Genomic DNA, 17,762 nt, shown 5'->3' on the forward strand with positions numbered 1-17,762 from the left:
GCTATGGAGACGAAAATGACAGATAAAAAAGTGACGCTAACCCTACAAGATGAAACGTCCGTTGAACTGGATGTGCTGCAAGGCACGCTGGGCCAGGATGTGGTTGATGTCCGCGCCCTCGGCTCCAGTGGACTCTTTACCTTCGATCCGGGTTTCACCTCTACCGCATCCTGCGAATCAAAAATCACCTTTATTGATGGTGATGAAGGTATCCTGTTGCACCGCGGCTTCCCGATCGCCCAGCTGGCGACCCACTCTAACTATCTGGAAGTGTGCTACATCCTGCTGAATGGCGAAGCGCCAAATCAGAAGCAGTTTGAAGAATTTCGTACCACCGTTACCCGTCATACCATGATTCATGAGCAGATCACCCGTCTGTTCCACGGTTTCCGTCGTGATTCGCATCCGATGGCGGTGATGTGTGGTGTGACCGGCGCACTGGCGGCGTTTTACCACGATTCGCTGGACGTAAACATTGAGCGTCACCGCGAAATCGCCGCGTTCCGCCTGCTTTCCAAAATGCCGACCATGGCCGCGATGTGCTACAAATACTCCATCGGCCAGCCGTTCGTTTATCCGCGTAATGACCTCTCTTATGCCGGTAACTTCCTGCACATGATGTTCGCCACGCCGTGCGAAGAGTACAAGGTTAACCCGGTACTGGAACGCGCCATGGACCGTATCCTGATCCTGCATGCTGACCATGAGCAGAACGCCTCAACCTCGACCGTGCGTACCGCTGGTTCTTCTGGCGCGAATCCATTTGCCTGCATCGCGGCGGGCATCGCCTCCCTGTGGGGACCGGCGCACGGCGGCGCGAACGAAGCTACGCTGCGTATGCTGGAAGAGATCAGCACCGTTGAGCACATTCCTGAATTTGTGAAGCGTGCCAAAGATAAAAATGACTCCTTCCGCCTGATGGGCTTTGGTCACCGGGTTTACAAGAACTACGATCCGCGCGCGACCGTGATGCGCGATACCTGCCATGAAGTGCTGAATGAGCTGGGTATGAAGGACGATCTGCTGGAAGTGGCGATGGAGCTGGAACACATTGCGCTGAACGACCCGTACTTTATTGAGCGCAAACTCTATCCAAACGTCGATTTCTACTCTGGCATTATTCTGAAAGCGATGGGTATCCCGTCATCCATGTTTACCGTGATCTTCGCGATGGCGCGTACCGTTGGCTGGATTGCACACTGGAAAGAGATGCACGACGAAGGGATGAAAATTGCCCGTCCACGTCAGCTCTACACCGGTTATACCGAGCGCGAATTTAACTCGCAGCTGGACAAATAAACGTTATTTCCCAACACAAAAACGGGGCCATCTGGCCTGATGCTTGTCAGTTAAGGTTAAATTTGCAAAAGCTGTCACGGTCACGTGGCAGCTTTTTTTCTGCGCGAGCGTGCCGGAGTGCGGGCCTGAGCACCTCTGCTGCTGCCGGGCCGTCCTCGCGCCGCTGCGCGGTTCCTTCGGCTTTGACGTCGTGCCGACGAACCGTTCGGGGATCGGCCTTCCCTGGCCGGCCCCGAACTCTCCACGCTTCCCGGCGTGGACTTCTGGCTCAACGTCACGCCTCAGCGCTGCGGATAGCCCTTTCAGCAGCAGAGGCGCTCAGGCCTCCACTATCGTGCCCTTTTTAACAGCACGCACTGAAGTTTCAGAGCAGGCGGGGGGCGATCAGGGGCAGGCAATCCGCAGCGCTGAACATTAGCCAGGAGAGCCCGCAGGACGCGGGCGAAAGGCGGGGCGGCACAGGATGTGCCATCCCCGGCGGTCCGTCAGGCAGAGGAATGAAGTGAAGGTACCGCGCAGCGGCGCGAGGACCGGCAGCCCCTGAGCGGCACCAGACTGCGTTATCACCTGTCGATTAACTGACGAGCATCAGGCCATCTGGCCCCGTTTTTTTAATGTCACCGTCAGGCATTCAGTGCTGACAGCCCGGACACCAGTAAAAAGGGCGTGATGAAAGCGTGCCCTTCTCAATCACCGTGCCACAGCGCCGGCATTTCTTGCCCTGCCGGTGAAACACCTCAAACTGAAACGCCGCCTCGTGGTGATATTTCTTCATGGTGCCACGCATTCGATAGGCGTGGCGCGGCACGGATAACAGCGCCTCGCTGAATGCAGTCAGCTGATCCTCGTTCAGCTCCTGCGCCCGGTGATGCGGCAGCAACTGCGCCAGCCAGAGGATCTCAGCGCGCAGGTAATTGCCCAGCCCGGCCAGAAAAGCCTGATCGAGCAACAGCCCACTGAACTGACGCCGCCGGAAACGCGGTGACAGCAGCCGCAGCTTCACCTCATCCCATGTCAGCGCACTGTTGAGCACATCCGGCCCGATGCGGTTAAGAAACGGGTGCGCGGCCAGCGTGTCGGCATTCAGTAGTTCAATATCTGACGCGCTATACAGCAGAATCGCCTGACTGGCCGTGGCCAGCCGCACCCGTAGCTGCCGGGTGGTCTGTAATACCGTTTCCGGTGTCACAATGCGCCAGACGCCATACAGCTGATTATGGCTGTAGAGCGTCAGACCGTTGCTGAAATGTGTCAGCAACGCCTTGCCGCGCGTCTCAATCGCCTCTACCTGTTCGCCCATCAGCGCCGGTTCATAGGTTTTCAGTTCGGGAAAGGCAAACCACGCCTCGGTTAACGGCTGGCCAACAATCGCTGTTTCAAGCTGATCCGCCACCCGGCGAATCTCTGGTCCTTCAGGCATGGTGAATCCTCTTAATGGGTGGCGCCGCCAGCCAGTTTCAGATCCTCAGCGGTTTCCAGCGTGATCCGGACCGCAATCTCCAGCGCCTGAATCACATTCGCGGCCGACATGCTCGGCGCGCCCGGATGCTGCGCCGCCTGTTCCGGCAGATAAGGAATGTGGATGAAACCGCCGCGCACCGGCGTCTCCTGCTGTGCCAGCCAGTGCAGCAGGCCATACATCACCCGGTTGCAGGTAAAGGTGCCGGCAGTCTGGGAGACCGAGGCGGGAATCCCCGCCTCACGCAGTGCGGCGACAATCGCCTTGATCGGCAGACGCGAGAAATAGGCCGCCGGGCCATCCGCGACAATCGCTTCATCCACCGGCTGACGGCCGGCATTATCGGGGATACGCGCGTCATCAACGTTAATACCGATGCGTTCAACGGTAATGTCGCTGCGCCCGCCCGCTTGCCCGACCGACAGAATCGCATCCGGTTTTACCTCATCCAGCGCCTGGTAAAGCACATCCAGCACGTCAGAAAAGACCACCGGCAGCTGACGGATAACGATCCGCGCGCCAGCAATCTCTTTGCCTTCCAGCGCACTGACCGCTTCCCACGAGGGGTTAATGCTTTCACCGCCAAAGGGTTCAAAGGCGGTCATCAGGACAGTTTTCATTCAGCCTCACAGGAACATCAGGAAATAGAGCAGGAAAATGTTAACGATTAACAGTAGCACACCGGTCGGGACCTGAGCTTTGATCACCGCGTTACGGTCCGGCAACTCCAGCAGCGCCGCCGGGACGATGTTAAAGTTAGCCGCCATCGGCGTCATCAGCGTGCCGCAGTAACCGGAGAACATCCCGATGGCGGCCATCACCGCCGGGTTGCCGCCGTGCTGCAGCACCAGAATCGGGATGCCCACGCCAGCGGTGATAATCGGAAACGCAGCAAAGGCGTTACCCATCACCATGGTCAGCAGCGCCATACCGCCGGCATAAACCGCCACCGCGATAAAGCGGCTGTCCACCGCCAGATACGTTTCCGTCAGATGAGAAATCGCACTGCCGACCCCAGCCGTGGTAAACAACAGGCCGAGGGTGGCGAGGATTTGCGGCAGAATAAACGCCCAGCCGATCGCATCGAGCAGCCGTCGCGTCTCCTGCATCGACTGCACCGGTTTCTCATGAGTCAGTTTCAGCGCCACCAGCCAGCCGATCAGGCAGCCGATCATCATCGAAAACAGCGTTACCAGCGTCGCATGGTTACCGGGACCAAACACCCACTCCTGTAAGCCTGGAATATGGTTAAAAGCCAGCACGCCTGCCACCGTCACCACCGGGATCGCCAGCGCTGGCAGGAACAGTTTATTGCGCAGTCGCAGCGCGCTGGCCTGTTTTTCTTCATCAGTGCGCTGATGATAGCGGCCCAGCTTCACGCCGCCTAAGCCAGCGATCAAGGCCATCACCACCACCGCGACGCCGACGCCAATGTTCAGCATTCGGGTGCCGGCTGCCGCCGATCCCATCCACTGCGTCATCAGGTGCGTGGTCCAGTCGCCGACCAGAAAAATCAGTCCATACAGCGCCCAGAACAGACCGGTGGTCACGCGGCGCGGATTGGCGCGATCGCCCCAGGAAAGAACGGCCACCACCAGCAGGATCAGGCCTGCCAGCCACATCAGATATTGTTGCTGAAACATCACTGCCCTCCTTTGGCTTTCAATGCCTGACCGTTCAGCGTCTGTAACTCACGCGCCAGGCGACGATCCAGCCGCACCAGACGGGCCGAGTGGATCAGAAAGGCGGCCACAGCGGTCGGGATGCCCCACAGGGCGATATGCAGCGGTTCGGTCTGGATCCCGGCCGACTCCTGCATAAAGTTGTGCATGAAGATGATGGCGCCAAAGGCGACAAAAATATCCTCGCCAAAGAACAGGCCGACGTTATCGGTGGCCGCTGACATGGCGCGCAGGCGATGGCGCACCTCTGGCGAGACGTCACCGTAGCGATTTTCCGTGGCCCCTTCCGCCATCGGTGCCAGCAGCGGGCGCACCATCTGCGGATGCCCGCCGAGGCTGGTCAGCCCCAGCGCTGCAGTCAGTTCGCGCACCAGCAGATAGACGATCAGCAGACGTCCGGCGGTAGCCGTCTTAATCTGGGCGATCCACGCCTGCGCCCGCTCTTTCAGACCGTGACGTTCCAGCAGACCAATGACCGCCAGCGGCAGCAACAGAATCAGCGGCAGGTTACGAGTGTTAAGAAAGCCTGAACCGAGCTTTTCCAGAATATCGGCTAGCGGCATCATGGCCGCTAAACCAGTGACGAAACCGGCGACAATCACCACCAGTACCGGATTAAAACGTAATACGAAGCCGATGATAATGGCTGCAATGCCAAGCAGCGGCCAGAGAGTTACCACGCTATCCATCTTTTCCCCTTAGAGTATGAAAAAGCCCGGATAGAGCCGGGCTAAAAGTATTTCAGGCGCTGGTGACGCAGATTTGCTGAGCGGCAAAAGCATCACGCAGTCGCCGGGCAAACTGCAGCGCATGTGCACCGTCGCCATGCAGGCAGACGGTTTGCGCCTTAACCGCGACCCATTCCCCGCTGATACTCTGTACTCTGCCCTGCTGTACCATATTCAGCGTTTGATCAATCGCCTGCTGTTCATCCTCAATCAGCGCACCGGGCTGACTGCGCGGCACCAGCGCTCCGCTGCTGAGGTAACCGCGGTCAGCAAACACCTCTTCACGGGTACGCAGACCGTAGTGCGCCGCCGCCCGAATCGATTCGCTGCCCGCCAGTCCAACCATAATCAGCTGGCTGTCCACTGCCTTGATCGCGCGGGCAATGGCATCAGCCAGCACCGCGTCTGCCGCCGCCTGGTTGTAGAGCATACCGTGCGGCTTAACATGCACCAGCCGCGCGCCTTCGCTTTCTGCCAGACTTTTCAGCGCCCCAATCTGATAGATCATCTGGGCGTAGACCGTTTCCGGCGGCAACTGCATCGCGCTACGGCCAAAGTTCTCGCGATCGGGGAAAGCCGGATGCGCCCCAATGGCCACACCCGCCGCCTGCGCCCAGCGCACCGATTGCAGCATGGTCTGTGCATCACCGGCGTGAAAGCCACAGGCGATGTTAGCGGAGCTGACCAGTTGCAGCAGTGCGCGATCGCTGTCGCAGCCTTCGCCCAGATCGGCATTTAAATCAATCTTCATCAGCGAGTCCCCATACCATCTGATCCAGCGCCCGTTGCTGATGCTGACGCGCCTGCATCGCCTCCGGCAAGGTGCAATGAATAAAGTGAATCGGTTCACCCAGGCGGATTTGCGCCAGGTGATAGAGATCGGCCTCAATGATACAGGCGATACGCGGATAGCCGCCGGTGGTCTGGGCATCCGCCATCAGCACGATCGGCTGACCGTTAGGCGGCACCTGCACCACGCCAGGCACCAGACCGTGCGACAGCAGTTCGCGCGAGGTTTCCCGGTTGAGCTGACGCCCCTCCAGCCGGTAACCCATCCGGTTGCTTTGCGGGCTGAGTTTCCACGCGGTGCGCCAGAATGCCTGCTGCGCCTCGCGACTAAATTCGTGATATTCCGGCCCAGGCAGCGCCCGGATGCGGTTGCCCCACAGCAGTTGCCGCACGCCCGCCTTGCGCGAAAACTGGCGGGTCGGTTTCCCGAGCGGCAGACAGTCGCCATCCTGCAGTTTACGTCCGTGGAAACCGCCAAATCCGGCTTTCAGATCGGTGCTGAATGAACCGAGCATTTCAGGCAGATCGAAGCCACCCTGCACCGCCAGATAACTGCGCATCCCGCGCACCGGCATCGCCAGTGACAGCACCTGCCCTTTTTTAACCGGGGTACGCCAGCCGGTCCACACCGGCTTACCGTCCAGCTCGGCGTTACAGCCTGCGCCGGTCAGCGCAAACCAGCCTGCGCGGGTAAATTCCGCTTTGAACTGGCCCAGCACCATCTCCACCACCGCGCTATCAGGGGAATTACCCACCAGCAAGTTAGCGGTGGTCATGGCGGGCTGATCCAGCACCCCACCGAGGCTGATGCCATACTGTCGCCAGCCGTGACGGCCCGCATCCTGAATCGTCGCTGCCAGTCCGGCCCGCAGAATCCTCAACATACGCCCTCCTTTTGCGGTACAAAGCGCACGGTATCGCCGGGACGCAGTAACGTCGGCGGTTGTTGCAGCGGATCGAACAGCGCGATGGGCGTCTGACCGATTAACTGCCAGCCGCCCGGTGACGCCAGCGGATAAACACCGGTCTGGCTGCCGCCGATACCCACCGAGCCCGCGGGTACTGAGACCCGTGGCTCTGCCCGCCGTGGCGTATGCAGGCGCGGATCAAGCCCACCCAGATAGGGGAAGCCGGGCTGGAAACCGATAAAATAGACCACATATTCGCTGCTGCTGTGCAGCTCAACTACCTGACTGACCGAGAGCGAGGCCTGCTCCGCCACCACCGCCAGGTCCGGACCCGCTTCGCCGCCATAGATCACCGGAATATCAACCTGACGCGACGCTGGCAACTGCGCTTCACTCTCCTCCCACCAGCGCTGTAAACGCTCAATGGCGTCCAGCGCGCTCTGCTGCGGATCACGCAGTATCAGGGTGATGTTGTTCATGCCGGGGATCACCTCCAGCACGCTCCCGAACGCCTGCAGGCGCTGATTCAGTCCCCAGATTCGTTGCTGGCTGGCCAGCGATATCGGGGGTTCAAGCTCCAGCACCACCGCGCGCTCACCCAGTAAATAACAACGTGCTCGTTGCAACAGCGACCTCCCGTTAAGCTGAAATCCGGCGCGCCAGAAACATTCAGGCGCACGGCTCAGCCGTTTGCTTATCTACTCAAAGCAAATAGTTATGCGAAAGTGACAGAGGCGTGTCAACAGATTTAGGTCCTGCACGGGATGCAGGACCTGTGGAGTAGGATCAGGCAGGGTTGGGAATATCGATAAAAGTGACATCCAGGCCGTGGTGCTGTGCCAGCCACTCGCCCAGTGCTTTAACGCCACCGCGTTCGGTCGCATGGTGACCGGCGGCGAAGAAGTGCAGCCCCTGTTCACGCGCGCTGTGAATCGTCTGCTCCGACACTTCGCCGGTGATATAGGCATCGACGCCAAAGGCAGCGGCCTGATCGATAAAGCCCTGTCCGCCGCCGCTGCACCAGGCGATACGACGAATCAGCGCGGGCGCGTTATCACCGCAGTGCAGCGGTTCACGTCCCAGCTTATCGGCGATGCGCTGCGCCAGCTGCTGACCGGAAAGGGGTTCAGCCAGTTCACCCCAGAACACCAGCGGCATCACTTCGCCGCGCACGTCGATCTCCAGCAGCTTCGCCAGCTGGGCGTTATTGCCGAGCTGCGGATGCGCGTCGAGCGGCAGATGCCAGCCATACAGGTTGATATCATTCGCCAGCAGCGTGCGCAGGCGACGCCGCTTCATGCCTTTAATCGCGGCAGGTTCGTTTTTCCAGAAGTAGCCGTGATGCACCACGATCGCATCCGCCTGGCGCGCCACCGCTTCATCCAGCAGCGCCTGACAGGCGGTGACGCCGGTGATCACTTTTTTCACTTCGCTGCGGCCTTCGACCTGCAAACCATTCGGGGCGTAATCGCTGAAGTTCTGGCTTTCCAGTTGCTGATTGATCAGCGTTTCAAGTTGGTAATGATTCATCGTGGCTCCTTGATCGCCTCAGGCAGCGCTTTTTGCCCGCTCAAAGGCGTCTAATGTCTTTTTACGTGCGGCCTTATGTTCCACGATCGGTGCCGGATAATCGAGTTTCTTCTGATTTTTCACGGCCCACAGCAGCGGCTGATGAATGTCGCTGTCCGGCACTTCCGCCAGCTCCGGCAGATAGTGACGAATAAAGGCGCCCTGCGGATCAAAGCGTTCGCCCTGGGTGGTCGGATTAAAGATGCGGAAATAGGGTGCGGCATCGGTACCGGTTGAAGCTGCCCACTGCCAGCCGCCATTATTCGCCGCCAGGTCGCCATCAATCAGCTGCTGCATGAAGTAGCGTTCGCCTTCGCGCCAGTCGATCAGCAGGTCTTTAACCAGAAAGCTGGCGGTGATCATCCGCAGCCGGTTATGCATCCAGCCCAGCGAGTTCATCTGCCGCATTGCCGCATCGACAATCGGATAGCCGGTTTTCCCCGCTTTCCAGGCCTCAAAATGGGCAGAGTTACGCTGCCATTCAACATGCCGCGTCCAGCCGATAAACGGCTGATGTTTGCACAGCGCTGGCCAGGCCACCAGCAGATGACGATAAAACTCGCGCCAGATCAGCTCATTCAGCCAGCTAAAGGCACGGCTGTTATCCAGCGCGTCCGGGTGTTCATGCAGCACCCGATGCAGACACTGACGAGGCGACAGTACACCGGTTGCCAGATAAACCGACAACCGACTGGTGCTGTCCCGCGACGGCAGATCGCGCTCAGCGGGATAGTCGAGCACGGACCCGGTCGCAAACTGCCGCAGGCGTTTCAGGGCCGCCGCTTCGCCGGGCGGAAACAGCGTTTCATCAACGCTGTCGACAGGATAATCAAAGGGCGGTATCGGGGTGCTTTTCAGTGGCGCACCGTGACGCGCTTTGGGCGCTGGCACGCATTCCGGCAGGCCTTGCTGCAGCCTTCGGACAAAAGCCTTGCTGAAAGGGGTAAAGACTTTATACATCGAGCGGTCACCGCTCTGCACGCTGCCGGGCGGCAGCAGCAGACTGTCATCAAATCCCTGACAGATCACGCCAGCGGCGTCGAGACGCTTCTCGGCATCGGCATCACGCTGGCGTTCGTTGACTTCATACTGATAGTTATAGAACAGCTGGTCGACCTGCTGCTGCTGGCAAAACGCCACCAGAGAATCGACCGCATCGCTAAAGGTTTCACACGCCTGATAATGCAGCGCAATGCCGCGCTCGGCCAGCGATTCCGCCAGCAGTTGCAGGCTGGCATGGATGAAAGCCGCCTGCCTCGGTGACATATCATGCTGCTGCCACTGTTTCGGCGTGGCGAGATAAAGGGCAATCACCCTGGCTTCACTGTCGCGGCAGGCGGCGTGCAGGGCCAGATTATCGTTGAGGCGTAAATCGTTACGCAGCCAGACCAGATGGGTGGTCATAACACTCCTGAATTATTGTCCGTAACGTAAACGCAGCGCTTCGGGATAGGGATCGAAGTAGCGTTGCTCAGCCAGCCAGGGATGCGGAAACTCCGCCATGTAATGTTTAAGAATGGTGATCGGCACCAGCAGCGGTTGCGTCCCCTGACGGTAACGATCAATCAGCGTCGCCAGCTCCTGACGCTGTGGTGAACTTAACTGACGGCGGAAATAGCCCTGAACGTGCATCAGAACGTTAGTATGGTTCCGGCGTGAAGCGGGCCGTGACATCAGCGCCATCATCCGGTTGCGGTATTCGAAGGCGAACGCCTCCAGCGACGCCCACTCGCTCATTGAGGCCACAAACGGCCCCAGCTCGCGGTATTTTTCCTGCGAATGGGCCAGCATCAGTAACTTATAGCGGCTGTGGAAGGCAATCAGACGGTGACGGGTCAGGCCGCTTTGCCACATCTGGTTAAACTCATGCAGCGCGCAGATACGGCCAATGAAATTTTCACGTAGCGCAGGATCGTGCAGTCGCCCATCCTCTTCCAGCGGCAGCCACGGCATTTCACGCTGCAAAAACTCAGCAAAAATACCGGTGCCGGCTTTACGATTGTTATTGGTCTCTGGCTCGTAAACCCGCACCCGCTCCATGCCGCAGCTGGGAGATTTGGCGCACAGGATATAACCTGACAGATGATGCAACGATTTCACGCGCTCGGCTGACCAGTCACGCATCCGGTCAGTCACCTCTTCCCCGCCATCTTTACTGAAGCACAGATGCAGTGCCTCATCGCCCTGGTCAACCAGGCGTAAAGCGGGACGCGGTGTGGGCAGACCGATCGCCATTTCAGGGCAGATCGGCTCGAACCGCACAAATGGCGTGAGATCTTCGGTAGCAAAAGTAAGGCGCTTGTGTCCACCGTCAAATCTGACGCTTTCACCAAGCAAGCAGGCACTGATTCCCACCGGGATTTTTTCGCTCATACTTGTACAACCTCCGAAATCTTGTAGAGGTTTAAGTGTAGCGTAAAATGGTCAGGAAAACAGGGTGGCCCGGTAGTTTTGTCGCCGGAACCTAAGAAAAAACGCAAAAAAAAGCCTGGTCAGGTGACCAGGCTGATTCAGCGGGAAACGCCCTTACCAGAAAGCGCCGCCGGCAGCTTCAGATTGCGCCAGCCATACCGGCTTCGCGCTGGTTTTGCACCACATCCGATGCAGATAGCTGTAGAAACGCGCGCGATCCTGACGAAACAGCATCACCGGTAACGCCACGACGCCGAGAAGCACCACCAGCGTGCGACGCAAAATGATTTTGGAACGTGGATAAGCCTGATACATGGTTATCGCCTCCCGGTCAGTTAAAAGGTGTGAGTGTGATCTGTGTCTAAGATTACGCCGTATTGTGTAATTTTACTACTCATCTGACCACTTATTTGACCGGAATTTTGCCGTTTAAGAATTAACCTGTAATTAAGTTACATAATTGTTACCCGTGAGTTACCGTCAGGTTGAACCCAGCCCTGCGCAACCGGCACGGACGGCAGAATAATTTATTGGTAAAGTATGACCTCACTGTTTACTCAAGGCAGGTTTGCGTGACCACGGTTTTAATCGTTGAAGATGAAAAAGAGATCCGCCGCTTTGTCCGGCTGGCGCTGGAAAATGAAGCCCTGAAAGTCTTCGATGCCGATACGTTGCAACGCGGCTTGATTGAGGCCGCAACGCGTAAGCCCGATCTGGTGATCCTTGATTTAGGCCTGCCGGATGGTGATGGCACCGATTTTATCCGTGACCTGCGTCAGTGGAGCGCGGTGCCGGTGATTGTACTGTCAGCGCGCAGCGACGAGCAGGATAAAATCGCGGCGCTGGACGCCGGAGCTGATGACTATCTGACCAAGCCGTTCGGCATTGGTGAACTGCTGGCACGCGTCCGGGTGGCGTTGCGGCGTCACAGCAGCCAGCAGCCCGATGCCCGCGTCAGTTTTGCGGATGTCAGTGTCGATTTTGCTGCGCGGCGGGTACAGCGTAGCGGTGAGGAGATCCATCTCACCCCGATAGAGTTTCGCCTGTTAAGCATCCTGCTTAACAATGCCGGCAAAGTGCTGACCCAGCGCCAGCTGCTGAGCCAGGTATGGGGACCGAATGCAGTAGAGCACAGCCACTATCTGCGCATCTATATGGGACATCTGCGGCAAAAGCTGGAAGCGAACCCAACCCAGCCGGTACATCTGCTGACCGAAACCGGCATTGGCTACCGCTTTATGCCATAAAAAAAGGCGCCCGCGGCGCCTTTTTCACTGCCCGATGACTCAGGCGTTTTTCAGCACTTCGCTGACAATCTCAACCGCTTCTTTCTCGATCTGCGCGCGGTGTTCGGCACCCAGGAAGCTTTCACAGTAGATTTTGTAGGCGTCTTCGGTGCCTGACGGACGGGCAGCGAACCAGCCGTTGTCCGTCATCACTTTCAGACCACCAATCGATGCGCCATTACCTGGTGCAGCGGTCAGTCGCGCGGTGATTGGATCACCGGCCAGCGTATCGGCGCTCACCATCTCAGGGGACAGCTTCGACAGCGCGGCTTTCTGCGCAGAAGTCGCTGAGGCCTGCAGACGGTTGTAGCTTGGCGCACCAAAGCGCTCAGCCAGTTCATCGTAGTGCTGCTGCGGGTTTTTACCGGTAACAGCGGTGATCTCTGCTGCCAGCAGGCACATGATGATGCCGTCTTTGTCGGTTGACCATGGCGTACCATCGAAGCGCAGGAATGAGGCACCGGCGCTCTCTTCGCCGCCGAAACCAAAGCTGCCGTCATACAGACCATCAACGAACCATTTAAAGCCAACCGGGACTTCAACCAGCTTACGACCAATATCGTTAACCACACGGTCGATCATTGCGCTGGAAACCAGCGTTTTACCCACGGCAACGTCCTGGCCCCACTGCGGACGATGCTGGAACAGGTAGTTGATCGCCACCGCCAGATAGTGGTTAGGATTCATCAGACCCGCCGGGGTCACAATGCCGTGACGGTCATAATCGGGATCGTTACCGAATGCCAGATCGAACTTGTCACGGTAAGCCAGCAGGCCTGCCATGGCGCACTCTGATGAGCAGTCCATACGAACCACGCCATCTTTATCCAGATGCATGAAGCGGAAAGTCTGATCGACCGCGTCATTCACCAGCGTCAGGTCCAGCTTGTAGTGCTCGGCGATACGCTGCCAGTAAGCAATACCGGAACCACCCAGCGGATCAACGCCGATTTTCAGACCAGCTTTCTGAATCGCCGGGAAGTCGATCACCTGCGCCAGACCTTCAACGTAAGGCTGGATCAGATCTTTCTCGACCACATGACCGCTGGCCAGTGCCTGATCGATCGGCAGACGTTTGACCTCTTTCAGGCCATCTTTGATCAGCTGATTGGCACGATCTTCAACCACTTTGGTGACGTTGGTATCAGCCGGTCCGCCGTTAGGTGGATTGTACTTGATGCCGCCATCTTCTGGTGGGTTGTGCGAAGGGGTAATCACGATGCCGTCGGCCAGTGCGCCACCCGCTTTATTGTGCTCAAGAATGGCGTTCGAGATAGCAGGCGTTGGCGTATAACCATTGTCCTGCTGCACGATCACATCAACACCGTTCGCTGCCAGCACTTCCAGTACCGACAGAATCGCCGGCTCGGACAGCGCGTGCGTATCTTTACCGACGTAGCACGGACCGGTGATGCCGTTCTTTTTACGCTCTTCAGCGATCGCCTGAGCAATCGCCAGAATGTGCATCTCGTTGAAGCTCTGACGCCCTGCACTACCGCGATGGCCAGAGGTGCCAAACTTCACCGCATGTTCCGGGTTCGCCACATCGGGCTGCAGGACATAATATTGTGACGTTAATTGTGCAACGTTAATCAAATCGCTCTGCTGGGCGGGTTGCCCGGCACGGGGGTGATTGGCCATTGGCGCTTCTCCCTGACGCTTCAGTTTAAATGGTGCCGCAAACTTTCTCTGTCAGTTCCTGCGGGAACTGCATGGAGAGCATGATGTGTTCGACCATGCTGCATTTGCGACCAGTATTGGTATTAGTGATCACCCAGTACGGTGTGCCGGGTACGTGCTTCGGCTTAGTATGGGTGCCATTTTGCAACAGCGTATGCTCATCACCCGCAAAATAGACGCGGGTACGGCCCTGCAGAGATGCAGTCGCCTCAGCAAAGGCTGCGGTATCAAGACGATAGAGCGTTGACAAGATTAGCATAAAGCGATTAACCGCCCGCTTCTGCTCCGCATATTCATCAGACAGCATCAGCTCGCGCATGGCGCGTACCCGATCCTGTGGACGTGAACCGACCACCGCAGGCTGAGTCTCTTTCGCCGCACCGGATGCCGCGTTTTGCGCAGGCGCCGCGGGCGCAGTCTGACCGGCCGTGAACTTCAGCATACGACGCAGAATGTCGGATGCGCTTTCACCAATGTGTTGCGTGTGGCTGGCAATATAACGGTAGAGCTCTTCGTCAACTTCGATCGTTTTCATCTTATTCCGTACGGTTCTTTCTCATGACAGAACCACCTGTATCCTGAAAAGCCCTTAACATAGTTTGGCGATTCGAAAGGTGAGCAGGTTCTAACATGAGGATTATAAAGTTAAATTCAGGCGGGTTGTTAGCAATCAAACGGTTTACGGGCAAAAGTCAGAATATGTCCTAATGCCGCCGGAACCGGCGCGCCTGAAAAGGTGAATCCATGATAACCTAAGCTTAGGTCTCAAACTTAAGAACTTTGCCATGATTTTGAACGCCCGTCTGCAAACTGAACAATCCCCCACCGATTCCCTGCCCATCCTGCTGATCCACGGCCTGTTCGGGACGCTGGATAACCTTGGCGTGCTGGCTCGCGGGCTGAAAGATGCCGGCCCGCTGCTGCAGGTTGATGTGCGCAATCATGGATTATCACCGCGATCCGATGAGATGAACTACGCTGTGATGGCACAGGATATGTTTGACACGCTGGATGCCCACGGCATCGATCGGGTGGCGGTGATCGGTCATTCGATGGGCGGCAAAATCGCCATGACCATGAGCGCACTGGCACCGGCGCGCATTGCCCGTCTGGTGATGATCGATATCGCCCCGGTGGATTATCAGACCCGCCGCCACGACACCATTTTTGCGGCGATCCGCGCGGTCACGGAAGCGGGCGTCACCTCGCGCAGTGAGGCGGCGCAAATCATGCGCGGCGTCATTGATGAAGAAGGCGTAATCCAGTTTCTGCTGAAATCGTTCCAGCAGGGCGAATGGCGCTTCAACGTGCCGGTACTGTGGGACAACTATGCCACCATCTCTGGCTGGCAGCCGGTGCCCGCCTGGCCGCATCCGGCGTTGTTTATCCGCGGCGGCGACTCCAGCTATCTGGATAATCAGTACCGGGATGCGTTGATTGCACAGTTCCCGGCGGCCCATGCGCATGTGATCAGCGGCGCGGGACACTGGGTACACGCAGAGAAACCGGATGCGGTATTACGCAGCGTTCGTCGCTTTTTTGCGCTTTAAAAGCAAATACCTGGCGGTAAATGTTTAGGATTGGCGTCGGAAGTTAGCCTGGAGTATGATGGCGCGCTAAAATTTTGCCGCCGGTCATTTTGCCGCGGTAACGGCCAATAATTTATAATCTGCGCGGCGAGCGTCTGGCGCCCGCACCATTCAGTTTCACTAAGCCATGGCAAAAGAACACACTGACCGCACGACGCTCGATCTGTTTGCTGATGAGCGCCGCCCTGGTCGACCTAAAACCAGTCCGCTATCGCGTGATGAACAGCTGCGCATCAATAAGCGCAATCAACTGAAACGTGACAAAGGACGCGGGCTTCGCCGTGTCGAACTGAAAATGAACAGTGAAGCCGTCGAAGCGCTCAATACGCTGGCAGAACAGCGTAATCTCAGCCGTAGCGAATTGATTGAACAAATGCTGCTGGCGCAACTCAAACTGGATTAATGCGGGCAAAACGCACGCAGAGGCAAATGTCGAGGCTTTAACCGTTCCGCGGGTTTGCCTCGTCTGCTATTATTCGCTGAATTGTGCTGCGGCACACATCTCATCATCAGGATTTAAGAGGTTATTTTACTCATGGCACTCGTAGGCATCTTCTTTGGCAGCGATACCGGCAACACCGAAAACATTGCAAAAATGATCCAGAAACAGCTGGGTAAAGACGTTGCAGAAGTCCACGACATCGCGAAAAGCACTAAAGAAGATCTGGAAGCGTTTGACATCCTGCTGCTGGGTATCCCGACCTGGTATTACGGTGAAGCGCAGTGCGACTGGGATGACTTTTTCCCGACGCTGGAAGAGATCGATTTCAACGGCAAACTGGTTGCCCTGTTTGGCTGTGGCGATCAGGAGGATTATGCCGAGTATTTTTGTGACGCGATGGGCACCATCCGCGACATCATTGAGCCGCATGGCGCCGTGATCGTCGGTCACTGGCCAACCGAAGGTTATCACTTCGAGGCCTCAAAAGGTCTGGCGGATGATACGCACTTCCTGGGCCTGGCCATTGATGAAGATCGCCAGCCTGAGCTGACCAATGCGCGCGTTGAGCAGTGGGTGAAGCAGATCTTTGATGAACTGCAGCTCAAAGAGATCCTCGAAGCCTGATGCTCTCCGCCTCAATGTGAGCGCCAGCTCACATTGAGGCAATGGAAATTCCTATAGAAATAATAGCCACATTTTTTTAACTTTCTTCGTTTAATCTGTAGAATACCCGCATCGATCTTCCGCTTATTTTCTCTGGCAGCAGATAGGGCTAAGCGAAATGTTAACAGACTCCTGCAGAAATCCTCCCCGGCTCGGTGACGTATCCCATACAGCCCATGGTGATTTAGGCACTCCCCTCGGTTTTCATTTCACGGCTTCAGTTCTATAATGAGACGCAAATGAGAATGGGTGTAGATCGACATTCAAGGCCAAGCGCCACAAAAGTGAATATTAGTAACAGGACAAAATCCGCATGACTGACAACAATACCGCATTAAAGAAGGCTGGCCTGAAAGTCACGCTGCCCAGACTGAAAATTCTGGAAGTGCTTCAGGAACCTGAGTGCCATCACGTCAGCGCGGAAGATTTGTACAAACGCCTGATCGATATCGGCGAAGAGATTGGTCTGGCCACCGTTTACCGTGTGCTGAACCAGTTTGATGATGCCGGCATTGTGACCCGTCACAATTTCGAAGGCGGCAAGTCGGTGTTTGAACTGACTCAGCAGCATCACCACGACCACCTGATCTGCCTGGACTGCGGTAAAGTGATCGAGTTCAGCGATGAGTCGATCGAAACCCGTCAGCGGGAAATTGCGACCCGCCACGGCATTAAGCTGACGAACCACAGCCTTTATCTCTATGGTCACTGCGCGCTGGGTGACTGCCGTGAAGATGAAACGCTGCACGATCAGTAACACTGATCCTGCCTGATATAAAAAAACCGGTTCACAGACCGGTTTTTTTTCGTCCTTACTACGCCGGGTCGTCAGGCGACCAGCGTTTCCTGCAGGTAACGCCAGCGCGGAATCGAGGTGCTGCAGTCGAGAATCGCCAGCGCGATGCGGCTCTGATTATCGCCATTCAGCATCTGCATCTCCCGATACTGTACCGTCACTTCCTGATCGTGATGTGAAATAATGACGTGCTCACAGGTGGCGATACGCATGCCTTCCCGCTTGCCGTGCAGCTGACGGAAAAGTTCTTCCACTTCGTTCAGGTTTAGCTGATTTCCCCGTGGCGTTACCATGCGAAATTCAGGGTGGAAATAGGACATCATCAGTTCAAAACTGTCATCGGATCCGGCAGGCTGATTGAAAATACGTTCAATAAGCTGATGTAAAACGACGACACTGTGTTTGGCTTCCTGGGCGAGAACGGTCATTTTTTTTCCTTATATCACTCGCTGCGCTCTGT

20 protein-coding genes are annotated in these 17,762 nt (G+C 57.0%); 6 read left to right on the plus strand and 14 right to left on the minus strand.

All coding sequences use genetic code 11. From position 1 onward, the window contains the following. Nucleotides 1–15: 15 nt before the first annotated feature. Complete coding sequence (locus tag LZU96_RS14220) at nucleotides 16–1,299, plus strand: citrate synthase (protein WP_233984890.1); 1,284 nt, start codon at nucleotides 16–18, stop codon at nucleotides 1,297–1,299. A 631-nt stretch (nucleotides 1,300–1,930) separates the two neighbouring features. Here the strand turns inward: LZU96_RS14220 and nei are convergent. From nei to LZU96_RS14275, 11 genes are all read right to left on the minus strand, one after another. Further along, on the minus strand, nucleotides 1,931–2,719 hold the full coding sequence (nei, locus tag LZU96_RS14225) for an endonuclease VIII (RefSeq protein WP_233984891.1): 789 nt from the start codon (nucleotides 2,717–2,719) through the stop codon (nucleotides 1,931–1,933). Nucleotides 2,720–2,730: 11 nt separating this feature from the next. Next, a complete protein-coding gene (gene pcp / locus LZU96_RS14230; RefSeq protein WP_233984892.1) occupies nucleotides 2,731–3,378 on the minus strand; it encodes a pyroglutamyl-peptidase I in 648 nt (215 codons plus the stop codon). Nucleotides 3,379–3,384: 6 nt separating this feature from the next. Further along, nucleotides 3,385–4,404 (minus strand): DUF979 domain-containing protein, encoded by a 1,020-nt coding sequence (locus tag LZU96_RS14235; protein ID WP_233984893.1) that lies wholly within the window; start codon nucleotides 4,402–4,404, stop codon nucleotides 3,385–3,387. Further along, nucleotides 4,401–5,129, minus strand: a complete 729-nt coding sequence (locus tag LZU96_RS14240) for a DUF969 domain-containing protein (protein ID WP_233984894.1) — start codon at nucleotides 5,127–5,129, stop codon at nucleotides 4,401–4,403. Before LZU96_RS14240 ends, LZU96_RS14235 begins: the two co-directional genes overlap by 4 nt. A 52-nt stretch (nucleotides 5,130–5,181) precedes the next feature. Then, the gene (gene pxpA / locus LZU96_RS14245) at nucleotides 5,182–5,919 is read right to left on the minus strand and encodes a 5-oxoprolinase subunit PxpA (protein WP_233984895.1); all 738 of its coding nucleotides are present in this window, start codon (nucleotides 5,917–5,919) and stop codon (nucleotides 5,182–5,184) included. Further along, the gene (gene pxpC / locus LZU96_RS14250) at nucleotides 5,909–6,841 is read right to left on the minus strand and encodes a 5-oxoprolinase subunit PxpC (protein ID WP_233984896.1); all 933 of its coding nucleotides are present in this window, start codon (nucleotides 6,839–6,841) and stop codon (nucleotides 5,909–5,911) included. The genes pxpA and pxpC overlap by 11 nt, the downstream gene beginning before the upstream one ends. Further along, the gene (gene pxpB, locus LZU96_RS14255; RefSeq protein ID WP_233984897.1) at nucleotides 6,835–7,491 is read right to left on the minus strand and encodes a 5-oxoprolinase subunit PxpB; all 657 of its coding nucleotides are present in this window, start codon (nucleotides 7,489–7,491) and stop codon (nucleotides 6,835–6,837) included. Before pxpB ends, pxpC begins: the two co-directional genes overlap by 7 nt. Nucleotides 7,492–7,651: 160 nt before the next feature. Further along, complete coding sequence (locus LZU96_RS14260) at nucleotides 7,652–8,395, minus strand: type 2 GTP cyclohydrolase I (protein WP_233984898.1); 744 nt, start codon at nucleotides 8,393–8,395, stop codon at nucleotides 7,652–7,654. Between the two features lie 18 nt (nucleotides 8,396–8,413). Then, nucleotides 8,414–9,838 (minus strand): deoxyribodipyrimidine photo-lyase, encoded by a 1,425-nt coding sequence (phrB, locus tag LZU96_RS14265; protein ID WP_233984899.1) that lies wholly within the window; start codon nucleotides 9,836–9,838, stop codon nucleotides 8,414–8,416. A 12-nt stretch (nucleotides 9,839–9,850) separates the two neighbouring features. Further along, on the minus strand, nucleotides 9,851–10,807 hold the full coding sequence (locus LZU96_RS14270) for a YbgA family protein (protein ID WP_233984900.1): 957 nt from the start codon (nucleotides 10,805–10,807) through the stop codon (nucleotides 9,851–9,853). A 153-nt stretch (nucleotides 10,808–10,960) separates the two neighbouring features. After that, the gene (locus LZU96_RS14275; protein WP_233984901.1) at nucleotides 10,961–11,161 is read right to left on the minus strand and encodes a DUF2517 family protein; all 201 of its coding nucleotides are present in this window, start codon (nucleotides 11,159–11,161) and stop codon (nucleotides 10,961–10,963) included. Between the two features lie 257 nt (nucleotides 11,162–11,418). On the opposite strand from LZU96_RS14275, the gene kdpE reads away from it, so the two are divergent. Then, nucleotides 11,419–12,093, plus strand: a complete 675-nt coding sequence (gene kdpE / locus LZU96_RS14280) for a two-component system response regulator KdpE (RefSeq protein ID WP_233984902.1) — start codon at nucleotides 11,419–11,421, stop codon at nucleotides 12,091–12,093. A gap of 39 nt (nucleotides 12,094–12,132) precedes the next feature. Here kdpE and pgm read toward each other — a convergent pair whose 3' ends face one another. Both pgm and seqA read right to left on the minus strand, forming a co-directional pair. After that, nucleotides 12,133–13,773 carry a phosphoglucomutase (alpha-D-glucose-1,6-bisphosphate-dependent) gene (gene pgm / locus LZU96_RS14285; RefSeq protein ID WP_233984903.1) on the minus strand — a complete coding sequence of 547 codons (1,641 nt, stop codon included), beginning with the start codon at nucleotides 13,771–13,773 and terminating at the stop codon, nucleotides 12,133–12,135. 25 nt (nucleotides 13,774–13,798) lie between these two features. After that, a complete protein-coding gene (gene seqA / locus LZU96_RS14290; protein WP_233984904.1) occupies nucleotides 13,799–14,347 on the minus strand; it encodes a replication initiation negative regulator SeqA in 549 nt (182 codons plus the stop codon). 250 nt (nucleotides 14,348–14,597) lie between these two features. Here seqA and ybfF point away from each other — a divergent pair, with 250 nt between their 5' ends. The 4 genes from ybfF (at nucleotide 14,598) to fur (ending at nucleotide 17,263) form a co-directional block, all read left to right on the plus strand. Then, entirely contained in the window at nucleotides 14,598–15,362 is a 765-nt protein-coding gene (gene ybfF, locus LZU96_RS14295; protein WP_233984905.1) for an esterase, read from the plus strand. A 166-nt stretch (nucleotides 15,363–15,528) separates the two neighbouring features. Then, the gene (ybfE, locus tag LZU96_RS14300; protein ID WP_069728027.1) at nucleotides 15,529–15,804 is read left to right on the plus strand and encodes a LexA regulated protein; all 276 of its coding nucleotides are present in this window, start codon (nucleotides 15,529–15,531) and stop codon (nucleotides 15,802–15,804) included. Nucleotides 15,805–15,936: 132 nt separating this feature from the next. After that, entirely contained in the window at nucleotides 15,937–16,467 is a 531-nt protein-coding gene (fldA, locus tag LZU96_RS14305; protein WP_094119655.1) for a flavodoxin FldA, read from the plus strand. 352 nt (nucleotides 16,468–16,819) lie between these two features. After that, nucleotides 16,820–17,263, plus strand: coding sequence for a ferric iron uptake transcriptional regulator (fur, locus tag LZU96_RS14310; RefSeq protein WP_031374805.1), 444 nt, complete (start codon nucleotides 16,820–16,822; stop codon nucleotides 17,261–17,263). 71 nt (nucleotides 17,264–17,334) lie between these two features. Here the strand turns inward: fur and LZU96_RS14315 are convergent, their stop codons facing one another. Further along, nucleotides 17,335–17,730: a hypothetical protein gene (locus LZU96_RS14315; protein WP_233984906.1), complete on the minus strand. Its 396-nt coding sequence runs from the start codon at nucleotides 17,728–17,730 to the stop codon at nucleotides 17,335–17,337. Nucleotides 17,731–17,762 lie beyond the last annotated feature (32 nt).

The sequence above is a fragment of the Pantoea agglomerans genome, from assembly GCF_021397715.1.
In the GTDB taxonomy this organism is placed as follows: domain Bacteria; phylum Pseudomonadota; class Gammaproteobacteria; order Enterobacterales; family Enterobacteriaceae; genus Pantoea; species Pantoea astica.